The 16,631-nt window shown below is 45.6% G+C and carries 15 protein-coding genes; all 15 read left to right on the top strand.

The features are described from left to right. The first annotated feature begins 3 nt into the window (after window positions 1–3). The 15 genes from A4V09_RS19520 to A4V09_RS19445 all read left to right on the top strand — a co-directional run bounded on the left by A4V09_RS19520 (window position 4) and on the right by A4V09_RS19445 (window position 16,627). Window positions 4–846 (top strand): class I fructose-bisphosphate aldolase, encoded by an 843-nt coding sequence (locus tag A4V09_RS19520; RefSeq protein ID WP_065543795.1) that lies wholly within the window; start codon window positions 4–6, stop codon window positions 844–846. A gap of 34 nt (window positions 847–880) precedes the next feature. After that, the gene (locus tag A4V09_RS19515; protein WP_065543794.1) at window positions 881–2,419 is read left to right on the top strand and encodes a xylulokinase; all 1,539 of its coding nucleotides are present in this window, start codon (window positions 881–883) and stop codon (window positions 2,417–2,419) included. 16 nt (window positions 2,420–2,435) lie between these two features. Then, window positions 2,436–3,482: a DctP family TRAP transporter solute-binding subunit gene (locus A4V09_RS19510; RefSeq protein ID WP_065543793.1), complete on the top strand. Its 1,047-nt coding sequence runs from the start codon at window positions 2,436–2,438 to the stop codon at window positions 3,480–3,482. 21 nt (window positions 3,483–3,503) lie between these two features. Beyond that, complete coding sequence (locus A4V09_RS19505) at window positions 3,504–4,043, top strand: TRAP transporter small permease (RefSeq protein ID WP_065543792.1); 540 nt, start codon at window positions 3,504–3,506, stop codon at window positions 4,041–4,043. 12 nt (window positions 4,044–4,055) lie between these two features. Continuing rightward, window positions 4,056–5,336, top strand: coding sequence for a TRAP transporter large permease (locus tag A4V09_RS19500; protein WP_065544870.1), 1,281 nt, complete (start codon window positions 4,056–4,058; stop codon window positions 5,334–5,336). Between the two features lie 27 nt (window positions 5,337–5,363). Next, window positions 5,364–6,332, top strand: coding sequence for a D-2-hydroxyacid dehydrogenase (locus tag A4V09_RS19495; protein ID WP_065543791.1), 969 nt, complete (start codon window positions 5,364–5,366; stop codon window positions 6,330–6,332). 595 nt (window positions 6,333–6,927) lie between these two features. After that, window positions 6,928–10,959 carry an ICP22 family protein gene (locus tag A4V09_RS19485; RefSeq protein WP_065543789.1) on the top strand — a complete coding sequence of 1,344 codons (4,032 nt, stop codon included), beginning with the start codon at window positions 6,928–6,930 and terminating at the stop codon, window positions 10,957–10,959. Beyond that, window positions 10,959–11,264, top strand: coding sequence for a hypothetical protein (locus A4V09_RS19480; RefSeq protein ID WP_065543788.1), 306 nt, complete (start codon window positions 10,959–10,961; stop codon window positions 11,262–11,264). Before A4V09_RS19485 ends, A4V09_RS19480 begins: the two co-directional genes overlap by 1 nt. Next, on the top strand, window positions 11,261–11,800 hold the full coding sequence (locus A4V09_RS19475) for a hypothetical protein (protein WP_065543787.1): 540 nt from the start codon (window positions 11,261–11,263) through the stop codon (window positions 11,798–11,800). The genes A4V09_RS19480 and A4V09_RS19475 overlap by 4 nt, the downstream gene beginning before the upstream one ends. Window positions 11,801–12,031: 231 nt before the next feature. Continuing rightward, a complete protein-coding gene (locus A4V09_RS19470; protein ID WP_157123534.1) occupies window positions 12,032–12,667 on the top strand; it encodes a hypothetical protein in 636 nt (211 codons plus the stop codon). A gap of 16 nt (window positions 12,668–12,683) precedes the next feature. Next, the gene (locus tag A4V09_RS19465) at window positions 12,684–13,457 is read left to right on the top strand and encodes a hypothetical protein (RefSeq protein WP_065543785.1); all 774 of its coding nucleotides are present in this window, start codon (window positions 12,684–12,686) and stop codon (window positions 13,455–13,457) included. A gap of 4 nt (window positions 13,458–13,461) precedes the next feature. Further along, window positions 13,462–13,992 carry a hypothetical protein gene (locus tag A4V09_RS19460; protein WP_065543784.1) on the top strand — a complete coding sequence of 177 codons (531 nt, stop codon included), beginning with the start codon at window positions 13,462–13,464 and terminating at the stop codon, window positions 13,990–13,992. A 127-nt stretch (window positions 13,993–14,119) separates the two neighbouring features. After that, a complete protein-coding gene (locus tag A4V09_RS19455) occupies window positions 14,120–14,722 on the top strand; it encodes a recombinase family protein (RefSeq protein ID WP_065543783.1) in 603 nt (200 codons plus the stop codon). Window positions 14,723–14,996: 274 nt separating this feature from the next. Next, on the top strand, window positions 14,997–15,530 hold the full coding sequence (locus A4V09_RS19450; RefSeq protein WP_065543782.1) for a V4R domain-containing protein: 534 nt from the start codon (window positions 14,997–14,999) through the stop codon (window positions 15,528–15,530). Window positions 15,531–15,553: 23 nt separating this feature from the next. After that, window positions 15,554–16,627, top strand: a complete 1,074-nt coding sequence (locus A4V09_RS19445; protein WP_065543781.1) for a sensor histidine kinase — start codon at window positions 15,554–15,556, stop codon at window positions 16,625–16,627. The last annotated feature ends 4 nt before the right edge of the window (window positions 16,628–16,631 follow it).

The raw sequence follows: 16,631 nt of genomic DNA, 5'->3' as shown, positions 1-16,631 counted from the left end.
ATTATGGCAATGTTAGGAAAAGAAGTAAGAATGAGCAGACTGGTAAACCCCAAAAGCAATAAAATGATGGCAATTACAGTGGACCATGCCACATCAAGAGGGATTGCGCCTCTGACAGGTCTGCATCACGTGCAGGATACCATTGATAAAATAATACTGGGAAGACCAGATGCCATGACTCTCACAAAGGGCATTGCGGAGCACTGCATGTGGAACCACGCAGGGGAAGTGGCAATGCTCATGAAGATATCCAACTATTCTCCCGTAGCACCTACTAAAGACACCATCTTCGGTACTGTGGACGAAGCGATCCGTATGGGAGCTGACGCGGTATCCATGGGATGCATGACACTGGGAGATTTCCAGGGAGAGCAGTTTGAAGCCATCGGCAGGGTTTCCGAGGAATGTATGAGAAAAGGAATGCCTCTGATCGGACATGTATATCCAAAAGGAGAGAGTGTGAAGCCGGAAGACAGAACTGCCTGGGAAAACATTGCGTACTGTGTGAGAAGCGCATGTGAGCTGGGTATGGATATCATTAAGACAACCTATACAGGGGACCCGGACAGCATGGCAAAAGTAGTGGCTACCGTGCCTTCTTCCTTCCGTATCGTGATCCAGGGCGGAGATGCCTGCAAGACACTGGATGACTATCTGCAGATGACAAGAGAAGCTATGGACTGCGGTGTTGGCGGTGTGACAATGGGAAGATTTGTCTGGGATTACAAAGATGTGACAGCTCTTGTTATCGCGCTGCGTTATATCATCCATGAAGGTTACAGTGTGAAAGAGGCAAAAGAGCTTCTGGCCCAGCTTGAACATGACAAAAACTACAGTGAATTCTAAGAGAGACCAATAACATACGAAACGGGTGTATAAGATGGGAAATAGATACTTATTGGGAGTGGATGTGGGAACCACCAGCATCAAAGTGGCAGTTATAGACGAACATGCTAAAGTTTTAGGAATGAGCAGCAGTTCATACCGGCTGATCACGCCGAATCAGGATTATGCACAGATTGACACGGAGGATATGTGGAGTGCCTATCTAAAGTGCATCCGGCTGCTCCAGGAAGGGAAAAATATAGACATGTCCCGGGTGGCTGGAATCAGTATCTCCAGCCTGTGTCCCGGACTTGCGGCTCTGGGTGAGAACGGGGAAGTGCTTACAGATCCCATTATATATTCCGACCGGCGCAGCACCCGGGAGGCGGAGATGATACTGGAATCCGTGGGCAGTGAAAAGCTTTTTGAGATCACAGCCAATACAGCTATGGCAGGCGCCATGTCTGGGACCTCTATGCTTTGGATCAAGCGTAACCTTCCGGATGTCTATGAAAAGACAAAGTATTTTGGCCATGTGAATACGCTGCTGGCTCAGCGGATGTCCGGAAACTTCGCCATGGATTATTCCAATGCCTCCTATACGGATCTATTTGAAACCACAGGAGGCTTCAGGTGGTCTTCATTTCTCTGTGAAAAAATCGGGATCGGCATGGAGAAGCTGCCTCCCCTCCATGCATCCACGGATGTGGTGGGAGGTCTGATCCATCCCGATTTGATCCATATGGGAATTCCCGGAGATACCCCGGTCATCATCGGCGGAGGAGATACGGCCTGCGCTACTTTAGCGGCAGGCGTGACCAAAGCCGGTCAGGTATGTGAATCCGTGGGAACCACCAATGTTCTGACGGTATGTGTGGACCAGCCCAGATTTGACAAGGGATTTATCAACCGATGTCATGTGGTGGAAGGCACCTGGATCTATCAGGGTGCCTTGTCCCATACAGGCGCATCCTACCAGTGGTTCCGGGACAACTTCTGCCGGGATTTGGTGGATAAGGCGGTAGGCACGGATAAGACGGCTTTCCAGCTTATGAACCGGGAGGCTGACGAGGCGGAACCGGGAAGCGGAGGACTTGTATTCCTGCCTTATATGCTTGGCGAGAGAAGCCCTATCTGGGACCCTTACGCAAGAGGTGTTTTCTTCGGCGTATCCCTGCAGACAACCCGGAAAGAGATGAACCGGGCAGTTATGGAGGGATGCGGGTACGGACTGAGGCAGCTCTCTGAGATCGCCGAACGGGTCACAGGACAGAGGATACAAGAATTTACGTCTATCGGAGGCGGCGCCAAGAGTGAGACCTGGGCACAGATCAAGGCGGATATTACAGGAAAAGATATCAGGATTCTGGATATGAACGATATGGCCCCCATCGGCGCTGCACTGCTTGCGGGGGTGGGAGCCGGAATTTTCAAGGATGTCTATGAAGCTGCTGATAAGGTGGAGAAAAAAGTATATAAAGTTATCCGAAGCAGCCGGGCACATGATGATATTTACAATAAGAGATATCAGGTATATACACAGTTATATCCACAGATCAAGGAACTATATAAGATTGGGAGTAACCTACATTAGGAAAAGGAGAAGAAAAATGAAGAAAAGAGTATTAGCAGCAGTGCTGTCAGCAGCTATGATATGTACCGGACTTGCAGGATGCGGAGGAAACAGCGGGAGTACCCATGCTTCCGGAAAAGCAGATGCAGGAAAGAAGACGAAAATCACCATCGCAGTGCCGGACCCTGAGTCATCCTATATCTACCAGGCAGCGCAGGAGTTCGCGGACCGCGCCGGTGAGTATTCTGAAGGCACACTGGAATTTACGGTTTCCGGAAACGGTTCCCTCTATGGCGGGGACACAGCAGCTGGTATCAAACAGCTTTCCGCAGGTTCCCTGCAAATGCTGATCCTGGCCAGCAGTGTGTATGCCAGCTTTGAACCCGGATACAATGTGATCTCTGTGCCTTACATGTTTGACGACCAGCAGCAGCTTCTGGATTACTTAAACAGCCACACGGGGAAAGAACTTATGAACCGTGTTTCCCATATGGGAATCACCACAGTGGGAAGCTGGACCAGATCTTTCCGCAAGATCACCAATTCCAAAAATCCTGTGAACAAACCGGAAGATTTAAAGGGTATGGTCCTTAGAGTGCCCAACAATGCCCTGTATGTAGAGTTCTTTGGTGCCTGCGGTGCAGTGACAACGCCTATGAACTTCAGTGAAGTTTACAATGCGCTTCAGTTAAATACTCTGGACGGACAGGAAAATCCTGTGGATGTTCCCTTCTCTAACAAGTTCTATGAGGTACAGAAATATATCTCCGGCACAGAGCATATGGCAGACGCCTGGCTGGTAGGGATCAACAGCGCTGTCTTTGACGGCTTATCCGAAAAACAGCAGGAAGCCATCACAAAAGCCGGTGAGGAAGTGCAGCAGTGGAATGTTGATTTCATGGAAAAAGAAGATGAGACTGCCTTGCAGACACTGCTGGATAACGGCATGGAGTACAATGAGATCTCTGAGGAAGGCCGTCAGGAATTTGTCAAAGTGTCCCAGTCCTGTTACGGCAAGTTTAAAGAACTGATCGGGGATGACGAACTGTTCGACGCTACAACAAAATTTTGCGGTAAAAACTAAGAGAATGGTGGAGGTGTTCTTATGGAACGAAAGAAAACAGCCCTGTCCGGATTCTTTGATGTGATTGGCGGAGTGGAGAATGTGGTTCTTGCCATTATGGTGGTGGGAATGATATTCACGATCCTGGTGCAGATCATAGGGCGTGTGATCGGACATCCCTTTCCCTGGACAGAGGAAACCAGCAGGTATCTCTTCCTGTGGATGATGTTTGTAGCACTGGCGGCAGGCTTTAACCAGGCGGAATCTTCCCGGGTCACGCTGTTTGTGGCAAAGGGACCGAAATGGCTCAGAAAGTTCAGTGAAATATTATACGCAGTGATCGTAACTTTGTTTTTTGGCTTCATGATCGTTTACGGATGGGAAGTTGTCCGGCAGCAGATCATGATGAAAGAAATGGGGACAGCCCTGATGATCCCCATGTACATAATCGGCATTTGCCAGCCGGTTGCCGGGGTACTTGGCATTATAGGCGTCCTGCAGAGTTTTATGGAATATCACGGTAATGTTGAGATTGCCGGAAAAAGTAAAGAAAACAAAGTAACAGAAGAGAAGGAGAGGTGACGGCAGATGGTGATGAGTATTACATTATTGGTGGTTTTCCTGCTGCTTATGTTCCTGGGAGTTCCCATTGCGGTCTCCCTGGGTGCGGCATCTGTGTTTACAATTGTGACCATGTCCTCTCTGCCTCTTTCCATGGCGGCACAGTCAATGTTTACCTCTATGAACAGCTTTATCATGGTTGCGGTTCCGCTGTTTATTCTGTGCGGGTCTCTCATGGATGAGGGCGGAGTTGCGGATAAGATCTATGATTTGGCGGAGTCCATGGTGGGCTGGATCTTCGGCGGCCTGGGCCATGTGTCTGTTGTGGTAAATATGCTGTTTGCGGGAATGTCCGGTTCCTCTGTGGCAGCCATTGCCTCCATAGGCAAGATGAGCATCAACGCTCTGGAGAAGAAAGGCTATCCCAAGGATTATGCCACAGCTATCAACCTGTCCGGCTCCATGCTGGCTTCGGTCATTCCGCCAAGTATCCTGATGATCAACGCGGCAGCCACGGCGAATGTCTCTATCGGGCAGGCCCTGCTGGCAGGATTGATCCCCGGGATCATCATTGGTCTGATATTCATGGTTTACAATTACTTCTATTGTAAGAAGCACAAGATTGGCGACCGCACTCCTTTTGAGGGAAAACGACTTGGGAAAGCATTTGTAAGTGCCATCCCGGCACTGCTGACTCCGGTCATTCTGCTGGGCGGCGTATATACAGGTTTTTACACCCCCACAGAAGGCGCGGCAATTGCTGTTGTCTATACGATCCTGGTTTCCGTTTATGTGTATAAGAACCTGAGATGGAGGGACATTCCCCGCATTATCTGCAAGAATGCCCGCTCCACAGGAACCATTCTCTTTGTGGCCATCGCAGCAAAGCCCGCCTCTCTGATCTTCGAGCTGGACGGACTGCCAAGTGCAGTGGCAAATATGATAACCGGTATTTCCGACAACCGGATTGTCATTATGTTTGTACTTTACCTGTTCCTGATCTGTGTAGGCATGTTCATGGACGCCACAGCAGCAATTTTCATCTTAGTACCCATCCTTCTTCCTGCAGTGCAGGCGGTTGGTGTATCCCCGTTGTTCTTTGTGGTATTCCTGGTCATTACCCTATCCTTCGGACTGATCACCCCGCCGGTTGGCGTATGTCTCTATGCGGCGCAGAATGTTACGGGACTTGAACTTGAGAAGATAATCAAGGCATCTGTGCCATGGATCATCCTTATTGCAGTTGCCTTATGTATCTTTATTGTATTCCCATCCATTATTACAGTACCAGTGGGACTCATATTCGGAACCTGACAGAGAAATATTTGAGGAGGAAATGTTATGAAAATTGTAGTGTTAGACGGATATACGGAAAATCCCGGCGATCTAAGCTGGGAATCTCTAAAACAGTATGGGGAGCTTACGGTCTATGACCGTACTTCCTATGTGGACTCCCCTCTCATTGCCGAGAGAATTGGAGATGCGGAGATTGTAGTGATGAACAAGACTCCGGTTACCAGGAAGACCATTGATAAATGCCCAAACATTAAGCTGATCGCTGTGCTGGCTACAGGCTATAATGTGGTGGACTGCGCGTATGCCAAGGAAAAAGGCATTCCCGTGGTCAATGTTCCCACTTACGGGACACAGATTGTAGGCCAGTATGCAGTGGGACTTCTTCTGGAAATCTGTTCCCACTATGGACACCATGCGAAGACCGTAGCGGAAGGCAGATGGGAGAACCATGCGGACTGGTGCTATTGGGATTATCCTATGATAGAGCTTTACGGCAAGACAGCAGGGATCATCGGACTGGGTAGGATCGGCCAGGCCACTGCTAAAATTCTTCGGTCCATGGACATGAAAGTGCTTGCCTATGATGCTTACCAGAGCGAAGCTGGCAAAAAGCTGGCAGAGTATGTGGATCTGGACACTCTGTTTGCCCAGGCAGATGTGATTTTCCTCCACTGTCCGCTCTTTCCTGAGACAGAGGGCATCATTAACAAGGAAAATATTGCAAAAATGAAGGACGGGGTGATCCTTATAAACAACAGCCGCGGACAATTGGTAGTGGAACAGGATCTGGCAGACGCCTTAAACAGCGGAAAAATGTATGCGGCGGGCCTGGATGTAGTATCCACAGAGCCGATCAAAGGTGACAACCCGCTGCTGAAGGCAAAGAACTGTTTTATCACCCCCCACATATCCTGGGCAGCGCAGGCATCACGCCAGCGCATTATGGACATAACGGCTGGCAATATCAAAGCTTACCTGGTAGGCAGTCCTGTGAATGTTGTAAATATGCAGTAATTGTGAAGATGTCCAACAGTTACATAAGTGAAACTGCCGGCTCGGCAGCCCTGTGTAGACAGGTATACAGCGGGGCTTATGATAGAAAATCGTTTTCGACAGTTTGAGAATAAGAAAGAGAAGGAATCCTGCTTAAACACTGGATTTTCTTCTCTTTTTGTTATAAAAAAATGTTTTATGGAGACCGTCTCAGGAAATTAGATGCATACCTGCAGATAGGGTTTACTAAAACTGGAAAATGAATCAGCTGCCATACGGGCTAAGTAAATGAATGTACATGAGCCGTGAGACTGAGGAAGGAAGGATCGCCCCGGATCTGTATAGAACGCAGCATTTTTGCAGTGAAATACTTTGATTATCCGGATAAAACCTTTTGTTTTTAACTTTAAAAGCATTTCATGCAGTGAAACCTGCATTTAGGGATGAAGCTGAATTCCAGGGGTAAAGTTATGATAATATAAAAATACGATTAGATTATGGTTGTATAACTGTTCTTTGGAAATAAGCAGTCATTAAGGTTTCGATGGGAGACAGTACAGTATGAACAAAGGGGAGTTTTGATAAAATAACTTTTGGGAAAGGAGAATTGAGTACGATGAATGCGCCTAAAAAGAAAAATATGTTTAGGATCCTGGCGTTGTTTTTGGGCATTATATTGATTCTGACAGATCCAACAGGTTATTGGACGGTACATGCACAGGAGGAAACCCTGTCTGAACCTACAGTAAAACAAGAAGCGCGAGAACAGACCATAAGCGGGGAGGAAACGGTAGAGCCGTCATCTGGGAACGGGACGGATATAGAAGAACCTCAGGGAAATACATTAACAGAAGCATCCCAGGATGAGACAGCGGCAGAACAACCTCAGGATGAGACAGCGGCAGAACAACCTCAGGATGAGACAGCGGCAGAACAACCTCAGGATGAGACAGCGGCAGAACCGCCTCAGGATGAGACAGCAGCAGAACAACTTCAGGATGAGACAGCAGCAGAACCGCCTCAGGATGAGACAGCAGCAGAACCGCCTCAGGATGAGACAGCAGCAGGACAGCCTCAGGATGAGACAGCAGCAGGACAGCCTCAGGATGAGACAGCAGCAGAACCGCCTCAGGATGAGACAGCAGCAGGAAAACCTCAGGATGAGACAGCAGCAGGACAGCCTCAGGATGGGACAGCAGCAGAACAGCCTCAGGATAATATAACGGCAGAAGAATCACAGGGGGAGGATACTACTCAAACGGCTGGGGAAGCTGAAGATATTCCGGCAGCCGATACAAGTGATCCCCCTCGTCAAATGACAATCCGGGAACTGAAGTCAAAAGAGGGAGAAGCAGATGCCGCTATTCCGGTCCCTATGTATATTGAGGGAGAAATCACTCCCCGGCAGGAGAAGTATTCCTTTGCCGGTGGAGAGATTACAGGTATTGAAGATCAGAATTGGGATGGGTATCCATATAAGTTCCTGCGGGCGGAAATTAAGATTCTGAATGGGGCGTCCGTCTCATCATATCCTATCAATTATTACGATGAATATGAGGGGATTTATTATTATTCGGTGGCAGGAGAGGATGATGCACCGGCCCAGGATATCGACATCGCATATGAGGTGCCGGCTGGTGCAGAGGTGGCTTTTATATTCGCCCTCAATACCAAGAAATATGATATAACGGTTGACAATAACAAGGCAAATGAAAATCCGGAGTTTAAAGTAAGAATTATCAGCGGTATAGAAGACGTTGGTGGCAAGTGGAGTGCAAATTCTCATTCGCCGGTAAAAGTAGAACTGACCTATCCTATAGGGTATTACGTGAAGGATCCGCCGGTTGGTGCAGAGGCAGTTGGGATTAAATTTAATTTTAAGGATCCGGCTCCAAATATAAACGTGGATGAAAATTTTGAGAATAGAAGCATCACTTATGCTTTCGATTATCCGGCCCAGGATGTAACTATGACGGTCGTGGGAGATGAGGACACAGGTACTCTCACTTATGGATTATTTGATGGAAACCCTGCGTTCCAGAACAGAGAAAAAGGTAAGGGGTGGTGGAGAAAAATAGATGCATCTGGGAATTATAAAAAGGGAGATCCCTGGTATGGGGGATGGAGTTGGCGGAAGGTGGCCGATGAGACCCTTCCAGCCGACAGTCAGATGCAGGTTAAGGTTGTTCCGGGAACTCCTTCAAAAACTATAATGATGGACGGAGTAACAAAAACGATTTCGGGCGGGGAATTTCAAAAGGATACAGAATTAAATTTTCAGTACCTTTTTTTTCGTATAAAGACCGGAGCAGCGGCATATTTTATGTGGCCGTCTCCAACATTGAATTTGTGCTATTTTCCAAATGGTGAAGATTTTAGCACAGGTACACCGATTGTTGAATCATTTAAGATATGGGATGCCAGCTGGATAGTTGATCCGAAGAAGCCGGATGAATTTCCAGAGAAAACACTGACATATTCGGTAGGTAATGGTGCGCAGATTGAGATTACAGTTAAGAAGACCATGTGGGATAATTATACTATAGGTTATGATGCACCTGTCTATAGTGGTGATAGGTATCCTCAGTATGAAGCATATGTGAAAATAACAAATATGAAAAACAGCTTTTACCTAAGAACACAGGGCGCAGGCAGTGTACAGGGGCCTCACTACTTCCGTGGACTGTATGATATTTCAAATGAATCTAATGCGCTAGGTTCCGATTCTTATTTTTTAGATACTGGTTCTGCGGAACAGGGCGGTGATAATGGAGGGATTACCAGCAATATTATTAAAGGCGGCACTACGTTTTTAGATAAACTTGCTATCTATAACAGGAATTTGGGTGAAAGTAAAGTGCCTTGGGCAGCGGATTCGGCGGCATTTTTCAAATTCGGTATCACACCAAAATGGGGATATACGATACCCACAGTAGAAAGTTATGGAAAACCGACTGCTGATCAGCCGGAGTCCGATAATCTAGTCATGACGAATATGCCGATTGAACTAAAGAATAAGGCGGACGGCCATAATGCGGATCTTCAACTGGGAAAGTATTCCTGGTTTAATGTAAATCAGAACCGAAAAGAGGTTAGTTCTTTTCAATATGTTCTGTACATGCCTGTTACCTCCTTGACCGGCAGTCATGATATGCGCGCCCTTGATGTGAAGACGCAGAAGATTAAAGTTGACGTGACAAATAATACACAATATGCCGGCGGTACGGATAACCATATAGTCAGCGGAGGTGTTGGAACCAACGGGGCAGCCTTTGATCTGCTGGAGAATGATAAAGTAATATTCAATAGGGATTTTAAAGCTCCTGAGATAGCAAATAAAACCTTTGTTGGGTTTACCGGTACGATCACGGCACCGGATAATACCTTATTACCTGAGGGTTATAACTTGACATTGGCAAAATCTTTAGATAATACAGTGTACTTCAAACCCGGTGACTCCATTAATCTATCTAATTATTTCCGGCGGGATGCGGCTGTATTGTTAGATTCCTGGACGCAGAATGGAAGGTTAAATGAGGCAGAGCAGAAACGCTTAAATCTTCTAATGTTTTCTGCAAATTTAAAGATTAAGATTAATTTGGTATATTCGGACGGTACAACCAGCCAAGGCAAAACTTTAACATGTTATATAAATAAGTATCTGCAGGATGTTAACGCGGGGACTCTTACATATGACACTAATACAGCGGTTGCAAGCAAAAGCGTAAGCATAATTGAAAATTCCAATATTATGTTCAGCAGTTTTGGTGAAACCTTTAAGAAGGAGAATAGTCCAGATCCTTATACTTATTACTATAATAAGGACCAGACAACTTCCAAACATCAGATAACCCAAGACTTAGACGGTAAGGAGATTGCGTCCGTAAAGTATGACCGGGGATTGGAGGTTATTTATCAAGATCCGGAGAACAGCGCTCATCCGTTTAATAATATCCCTGTCAAGGATGATACCATCTATAAGACTTATGACGGAAGCAACCAGGCAACGATTCAATTCCCTACAGTGGCGCAGTCTCCGGTGGGGAAGGTATTGGATTATTGGCAAGTGGAAGAGCTTAATGCTGACACCGGCCAGTGGGATTTAAATCCTGATAAAGAGATTCGTGCAGGTGACTCTGCTTATCAATTCGCATCCGGTACGGATGGGAATAATAAGAGTATACGTTTAACGGCTGTGTGGAGGGATATCTCACCGGATTCCTATATTTCCATACCTAAGAATATTGTATTAACTGAGAATAATACTAATTTAGCAAAAGGCGACTATGCGGGTGCAAAGGTGACGGTTTCCTATCAATCTGTGAATGGCAGTGACAAGCTGGTAGATGTAAAGGTATTGACCTCATTTAAACTTGCTTTAACTAGCGATACAACAAAGCAGATTGAAGTTTTCACATATGATGTGCAGGGCAACAAATTAACGCCCACAGTGGCAGGCAGTAAATATGCGCAAGTCGGTACATTTGGTTCAAACCCTGATGAGAGTAAGTCGATCTGGTTTAATACAAAATCACAAAAGGGCAATGAGATCTACCAGGGGAAATTCTACAAAAAACCAGGTGACCAACCAGCGGATGAAAGTACGCTCTTCTATATCTCAGCCGCGGCAACGGGAGGTGGAGGCTGATGAAGAAAATGTTAAAAGTCGTCCTAATCGCTCTGATGATCACATGTCTCGGCACTCCTGTTTTTGCTGAAGGGAGCGCCGGCGGGAGTAAGGACACCACTACCGGGACGGGACAAATAACAGTAAGATATACAGCGGACAAGAGACCTCCCATAAAGGAGTTTCCAAAGGGGAACGGAACAAAGGTAATCAGCCCCAAGACAGGGGACATCACTTTGACAGAACTCTTACTATTATTGGTAACTGCATCGGTAAGTATGCTGATGTTGATTATATTTATAACAAAAAGGAGAATATTATTATGAAAAAAACAAGAATTTTGGGCTTAGTAGCTTTAGGCGCCGTGATTAGCACAACTGCAGTACCAGTTCTCGCAGCAGCAACAGCAGACGGAACCACAAATATTACTTATTCGGCGAATTCCGCATCCTCAGATGATGCTGACTGGGTAATGTCCTTTCCAAAGTCAGTTACCTTAACAGACTTCAATAATGCTAAGGAAAAAGGCCAGTCCCTGAAGTTTGCAATCACAGACAAAGCGGATCCAACGAATCCTTACTCAGGAACCAGGACGGTATCAGTAACTGCCGGAACTACTGCTGCACCCTATGATTCCACCACTGGTCTCGCCCTGACTCGCGGCCAGAATGCAACTGGAGATGCGGTTATGCATTTGACAGACAGTACGAAGGCGGATCTGACTGCTGGAAACAAAAAAATAGTAGACTTAAGCAAGGATGCTGCTGATAACGCAGGTTATGCATACTTAACAACTACAAATGCGGATGGTGATTTCTCAGGGACTGTCAGCTTCACATTCACAGATAATAGCACCAACTAGTCTTAGGCCTATGGTTTAAAATTCACAGAACGTTATGGAGTCAGTCGTTTCATGCGACTGGCTCCCTTTTGAATTTGGGCAGAGGAGGAATGACCTATCAATTATAAAGTACGCCCTATGCTTTCTGCGTCACATGAGTACAAAGATCACAGGGGAGTTTTATGGAAGTATATCAGCGATAAAGAATTACATCAAATGTTTCCAAACGGAGGGTTCAAGATATTCTCCGACATGGGAAAAAAGGACAGTCCCGAAGGGACAAATATCCTTGAGGCTGAGGGGGGGAGGGCCAGCCTTTACCCCTATAAGAAAAAACTGCCCTGGCTGAAGCTGGTGACAGGGTATATTCCTGCGGCGGATGAGGAAGGGGAAGAAGGCTTTATCCGTATCATTGGCAATGCCTGGTACAAATTGCTGTTCCTGATTCTCGCCCTTCTGGTGTGCAGCATTATCTTTATCGGGGGCATATGGTTTGCCGACAGGGATAAAGTACCGGGGCTGGATAAAACAGCGGTTTCCTATCATATTGAAGGGGTTAAGAATACAGACAGCGAATCCATTCTTCTTCCCGGAGTGAGTGTGCTGAAGGTAAAAGAAAAAGAAACCCATATTAAAGCAGCCCTTGTGAATCCGGACGGGAACGGATGCTACTTCAAATACACCGTCAAGCTTACAGATACCGGCGAGACACTATATAGCTCCGGCCTGATTCCTCCGGGGAAGGCTGTGGTAGAGTTTGACATCAGCCGGACCTTTGAAGCCGGGGAGTATCCCATCCAGGTAGGCATTGAAACACGGGATATTAAGGATCAGGATATAGAATACAATGCCGGGAATATTGACGCAAAGCTAAAAGTAACAAAATAAGATAAAGGAGATACTTATGGAATATCGGTATATAAAGGTGGAAGAGACGCAAAAGAAACTAAAGGCCCGGGACGGCAGTATTTGGCCGTACATACCCCAGAAAACATTTCTGGAAAAGGAGATGGATAAAGAGAGCATTATTTTTGGTGATGTAACAGGGCAAGTTGACGAAAGCGCGCCGCGGCTTATCAGTATGCAGCAAGGGGAGGAAAAAAGGACTATGAGGATACGTCTGTATCGCAGCAAGCTGTCTTTTTTTGACCAAGTGTCAGGCTATATGATGGCTATGGCTCCAACTGGTAAGGAAGGGTATGTGCGTGTCCGGAAAAAGTCGCCCCTTAAGATTTCCATTGCCATAGGACTTCTCCTTGTTGTATTGGCCGGGGGGATCACTGCAGCCCTGTGGGACAGGGGACCGTCTCTTGATAAAAATGCCATCGCTTACCAAATGCCCGGGGGAATCAAGAATACAGATCCGGAATCCATTATGCTGCCTGGATTCGACACCCTGGTAATGAACTACGCCACACAAAAGGTGGATATAGCCCTTCTGAATCCTGAGGGAAATGAATGTCTCTTCAAGTATCACATTATCCTGAAGGACAGCGGCAAGGAGCTGTATAAGACAGGTCTGATAAAGCCTGGTACAGCTGTGACAAGCTTTGAAGTCCAGGAAAAATTAGAAAAAGGGAAGTATCCAATCGTTGTCAAGGTGGATACGGCCGATTTAAAAGATCCGGAAAAATTATTTAACGGGGGAGCCGTTGAAGCAGTCTTAGAGGTGAAATAGGGAAATGAAAAAAGTTATGGGGTTGTTTTTATTCCTGCTTATAGCCTTAGGCGGCTGTGGGGCGGAGATCACAGCGGACCAGGAAGCAGATATAGGTCCTGATGTGAAAATGGATATGAATGGGGTTACTTTTTCCATAGATAAAGCAGAGAAGCGGAAAGAAGTAAAGCCTGAGAAACCAAACGGATATTATAATTATTATGAGGAAAAAAAGGGGTATACATACTTTGTGGTAACGGGTAAGGCAGAAAATAAAAGCGCAAAAAACCTGGATACGGACCACATTACGGTGCGGGGATTTCTGGATTCCGCAGAATATGAAGGAAGGCTGCTCTTTTCTAATACAGAGGAAAGTGATTTGGTTAAGGAATTGGGAAAGGGTGAGACCCAGACCTTTTATTTCATTTTGTTGGCCAAAGATAAGCAGGCAGCCCCGGATACCCTGGAGGTTTTTTACAACGGCAATTTTGAAAAAACAGAGAAAAAAAATCATTATGAAGAGTCCATACGCTGGACATTGCCCCAGTGGGAATGAAAGTATTTAGCAGAAAGAATTGTAAAATTGCACAATTCTTTCTGCTTATTTTTGTCCAATATGAAAGAGTATTTTAGGATGGTTTCATGGCATAATATGTTATGAAAATTTCATAGGAGGCAAGAACATGAAGACACAAAAGTATGGATATGTGCGCGTATCCACAAAAGACCAGCATACAGACCGCCAAATGGCTGCTATGGAAAAAGAAGGTATTATGCCAAGCCATATATATGAAGATAAGCAGTCGGGTAAAGATTTTAACCGTCCACAATATAAAAAGCTCATTAAAAAATTAAAAGCCGGAGATGTATTGTATGTGAAATCTATTGACCGCCTTGGGAGGGATTACGATGAGATCATTTGCCAATGGCGGAAGCTGACCAAGGAAATGAAGGCAGATATTGTGGTGATAGATTTTCCACTGCTAGATACAAGGGTAAAGGAAAATGATATTACCGGCATCTTTATAGCGGATCTTGTACTGCAGATCTTATCATATGTAGCACAAATCGAGAGAGAGAACATTCGTCAGCGGCAAAGAGAAGGGATTATAGCCGCCAAGGTGAAGGGGGTACAGTTCGGACGGCCAAGCAAAGAGCTGCCAACAGACTTTATCAAGGTCTGTAAGGAATGGTCGGAAAACAGAATCAGCGGAAGAGAAGCGGCAAGGAGACTGCATGTGGATCATAAGACATTTTTTAAATGGGCGGGTCAAAAAAAATTATAAATCGTTTGTTTTTGGCGAAATTGGTAGACTTTTTTCCTCACATGTGATAAAGTTACAAATATAGTAAAGGGTAACGAACCGAGAACCGACAAGAATATTATTGGGAAAAGCCTTGTAATGAAAAGATTCCAGGGTTTTCTAATGACTGACCGTGGATAATTTCCACAAAGATTCTGGCCTATCTATGGCCTGTTATTTTTATGTATTTTAGTTGAAGAAAAAAGTCTGATTTTTTCTCCAGAGTTTCTATAGTTTAAGAAAAGAGTTGGCAGAAATGAAAAAATATACAAGTGAGAGGCCCTCAATGTATTCTATCCACATCATGGGGGATGTGCAGACGGGGAGGAAGAACCTGGGGCCTGAGATGCCCGTGTTTGTTTACCGTTTATTTATGTATAGTATGAGAGACACGCTGGAGCGGCAGTTTGGAGCGGAAAAAATGATCCAGATACTAAGGGAATGCGGAAAAAAGGCAGGTATGGAATTTGCTGAAAAGGTGCTGGATTTGTCCTTGGATATGGATTCTTTTCTGATCCGCCTGCAAAAAACGCTTTCTGATCTTAAAATAGGTATTTTGAGAATGGAATCCTTTGATGATGAAATGCATAAAGCGGTATTTACCATCAGTGAAGATGTGGACTGTTCCGGATTTCCCATACTGGGGATGGCAATCTGTAATTATGATGAGGGGTTTCTCAAGGGGATTCTGGAAAAATACACCGGAAACTCCTATACAGTAACAGAAATTGACTGCTGGGCAAAGGGCGACCGTGTCTGCAGATTTGAGGCTGTGGAAGGCGGCAATTAAGGTTAGTAAAACAGGTAGCATTTATGGATAAAAATATAGAACAGATGGAGAAATATGTAAATGATGTTCTTTATAACCATCCCGCAGCTTATCTGGATCCGGAGCAGCTAGATCCGCAGTACAGAGAATTTTCCGAATCACTGCTGTTTTTAGGGAAGGCAGTATTAGACATGTATCAATATATATGTGAGATGTCCGATGGGGTGCTGGACAGGCAAATGGAAAGACAAAATCCCCTCCTTGGCCCCCTGAAGGATCTCCAGTCCAAGCTGAGCCATATCGCATGGCAGACCAAGCAGGTGGCCAGGGGAAACATTGATATCCAGATCCAATACCTGGGAGAGTTTTCAGATTCATTTAAGAGGATGGTGGAACAATTGAGAAAACGGGACGAGGCAGCAAGGCGGAATGCGGAAATGGAAAGAGAGATACTGGAAACAGAAAAGCGGCTGCTGCAGCATGAGATGGAAAACCAGGTAAAGCACTATAAGTCTGTTATCAGCATGAATCAGGAAATCCGGGCATATCAGCATGATATAAAAAACCATTTATTATGCCTGGGCAATCTGCTGGAAGACGGGCAGACGGAAGAGGCCAAGGAATACCTGGAGGAAATCTCCAAACGGGTTTACCATAAGGAGAAGATTCTCCATACGGAAAACTACATTTTGGATGCCCTCATAACCGAAAAAGCCCAGATAGCGGAAGAAAAAAATATCCGGCTGACCATGGATCTGAAATTGAAAAAAGAACTGAATATCCGGCCGGCTGATTGGTGCGCCATTTTTGGAAACGCCCTGGACAACGCCATCGAAGCATGTGAAAAGGTGGAAGAGGGAGAGCGGTTTATCCACATAGCGGCAAGCTGTGAGGGAAGCCTGCTGAAGATAAAAATTGAAAATGCCATGCAGGGTACTCTGGACGCAAACGGCCGTGGATTGGAAACTACGAAAAAAAGAAAAGATTATCATGGATTTGGCCTGAAAAATATAGAAAAAACAGTACACAGATATGACGGCATCATGGAGCTGACTGCAGAAAACGGAAGATTCATGATGCAGATACTGCTCTGTGATATTATGGGTCAGGCTGTTTAAAGGT

Origin of the sequence: Blautia pseudococcoides (assembly GCF_001689125.2) — a bacterium.
In the GTDB taxonomy this organism is placed as follows: Bacteria; Bacillota; Clostridia; order Lachnospirales; family Lachnospiraceae; genus Blautia; species Blautia pseudococcoides.
This window is presented reverse-complemented; position numbering and strand designations above follow the sequence as displayed.

What these genes read in the sequence shown, in the direction of transcription:
- A4V09_RS19520 (WP_065543795.1), top strand. Translation starts at nt 4, where the DNA reads ATGGCAATGTTAGGAAAAGAAGTAAGAATGAGCAGACTGGTAAACCCC.
- A4V09_RS19515 (WP_065543794.1), top strand. Translation starts at nt 881, where the DNA reads ATGGGAAATAGATACTTATTGGGAGTGGATGTGGGAACCACCAGCATC.
- A4V09_RS19510 (WP_065543793.1), top strand. Translation starts at nt 2,436, where the DNA reads ATGAAGAAAAGAGTATTAGCAGCAGTGCTGTCAGCAGCTATGATATGT.
- A4V09_RS19505 (WP_065543792.1), top strand. Translation starts at nt 3,504, where the DNA reads ATGGAACGAAAGAAAACAGCCCTGTCCGGATTCTTTGATGTGATTGGC.
- A4V09_RS19500 (WP_065544870.1), top strand. Translation starts at nt 4,056, where the DNA reads ATGAGTATTACATTATTGGTGGTTTTCCTGCTGCTTATGTTCCTGGGA.
- A4V09_RS19495 (WP_065543791.1), top strand. Translation starts at nt 5,364, where the DNA reads ATGAAAATTGTAGTGTTAGACGGATATACGGAAAATCCCGGCGATCTA.
- A4V09_RS19485 (WP_065543789.1), top strand. Translation starts at nt 6,928, where the DNA reads ATGAATGCGCCTAAAAAGAAAAATATGTTTAGGATCCTGGCGTTGTTT.
- A4V09_RS19480 (WP_065543788.1), top strand. Translation starts at nt 10,959, where the DNA reads ATGAAGAAAATGTTAAAAGTCGTCCTAATCGCTCTGATGATCACATGT.
- A4V09_RS19475 (WP_065543787.1), top strand. Translation starts at nt 11,261, where the DNA reads ATGAAAAAAACAAGAATTTTGGGCTTAGTAGCTTTAGGCGCCGTGATT.
- A4V09_RS19470 (WP_157123534.1), top strand. Translation starts at nt 12,032, where the DNA reads ATGGGAAAAAAGGACAGTCCCGAAGGGACAAATATCCTTGAGGCTGAG.
- A4V09_RS19465 (WP_065543785.1), top strand. Translation starts at nt 12,684, where the DNA reads ATGGAATATCGGTATATAAAGGTGGAAGAGACGCAAAAGAAACTAAAG.
- A4V09_RS19460 (WP_065543784.1), top strand. Translation starts at nt 13,462, where the DNA reads ATGAAAAAAGTTATGGGGTTGTTTTTATTCCTGCTTATAGCCTTAGGC.
- A4V09_RS19455 (WP_065543783.1), top strand. Translation starts at nt 14,120, where the DNA reads ATGAAGACACAAAAGTATGGATATGTGCGCGTATCCACAAAAGACCAG.
- A4V09_RS19450 (WP_065543782.1), top strand. Translation starts at nt 14,997, where the DNA reads ATGAAAAAATATACAAGTGAGAGGCCCTCAATGTATTCTATCCACATC.
- A4V09_RS19445 (WP_065543781.1), top strand. Translation starts at nt 15,554, where the DNA reads ATGGATAAAAATATAGAACAGATGGAGAAATATGTAAATGATGTTCTT.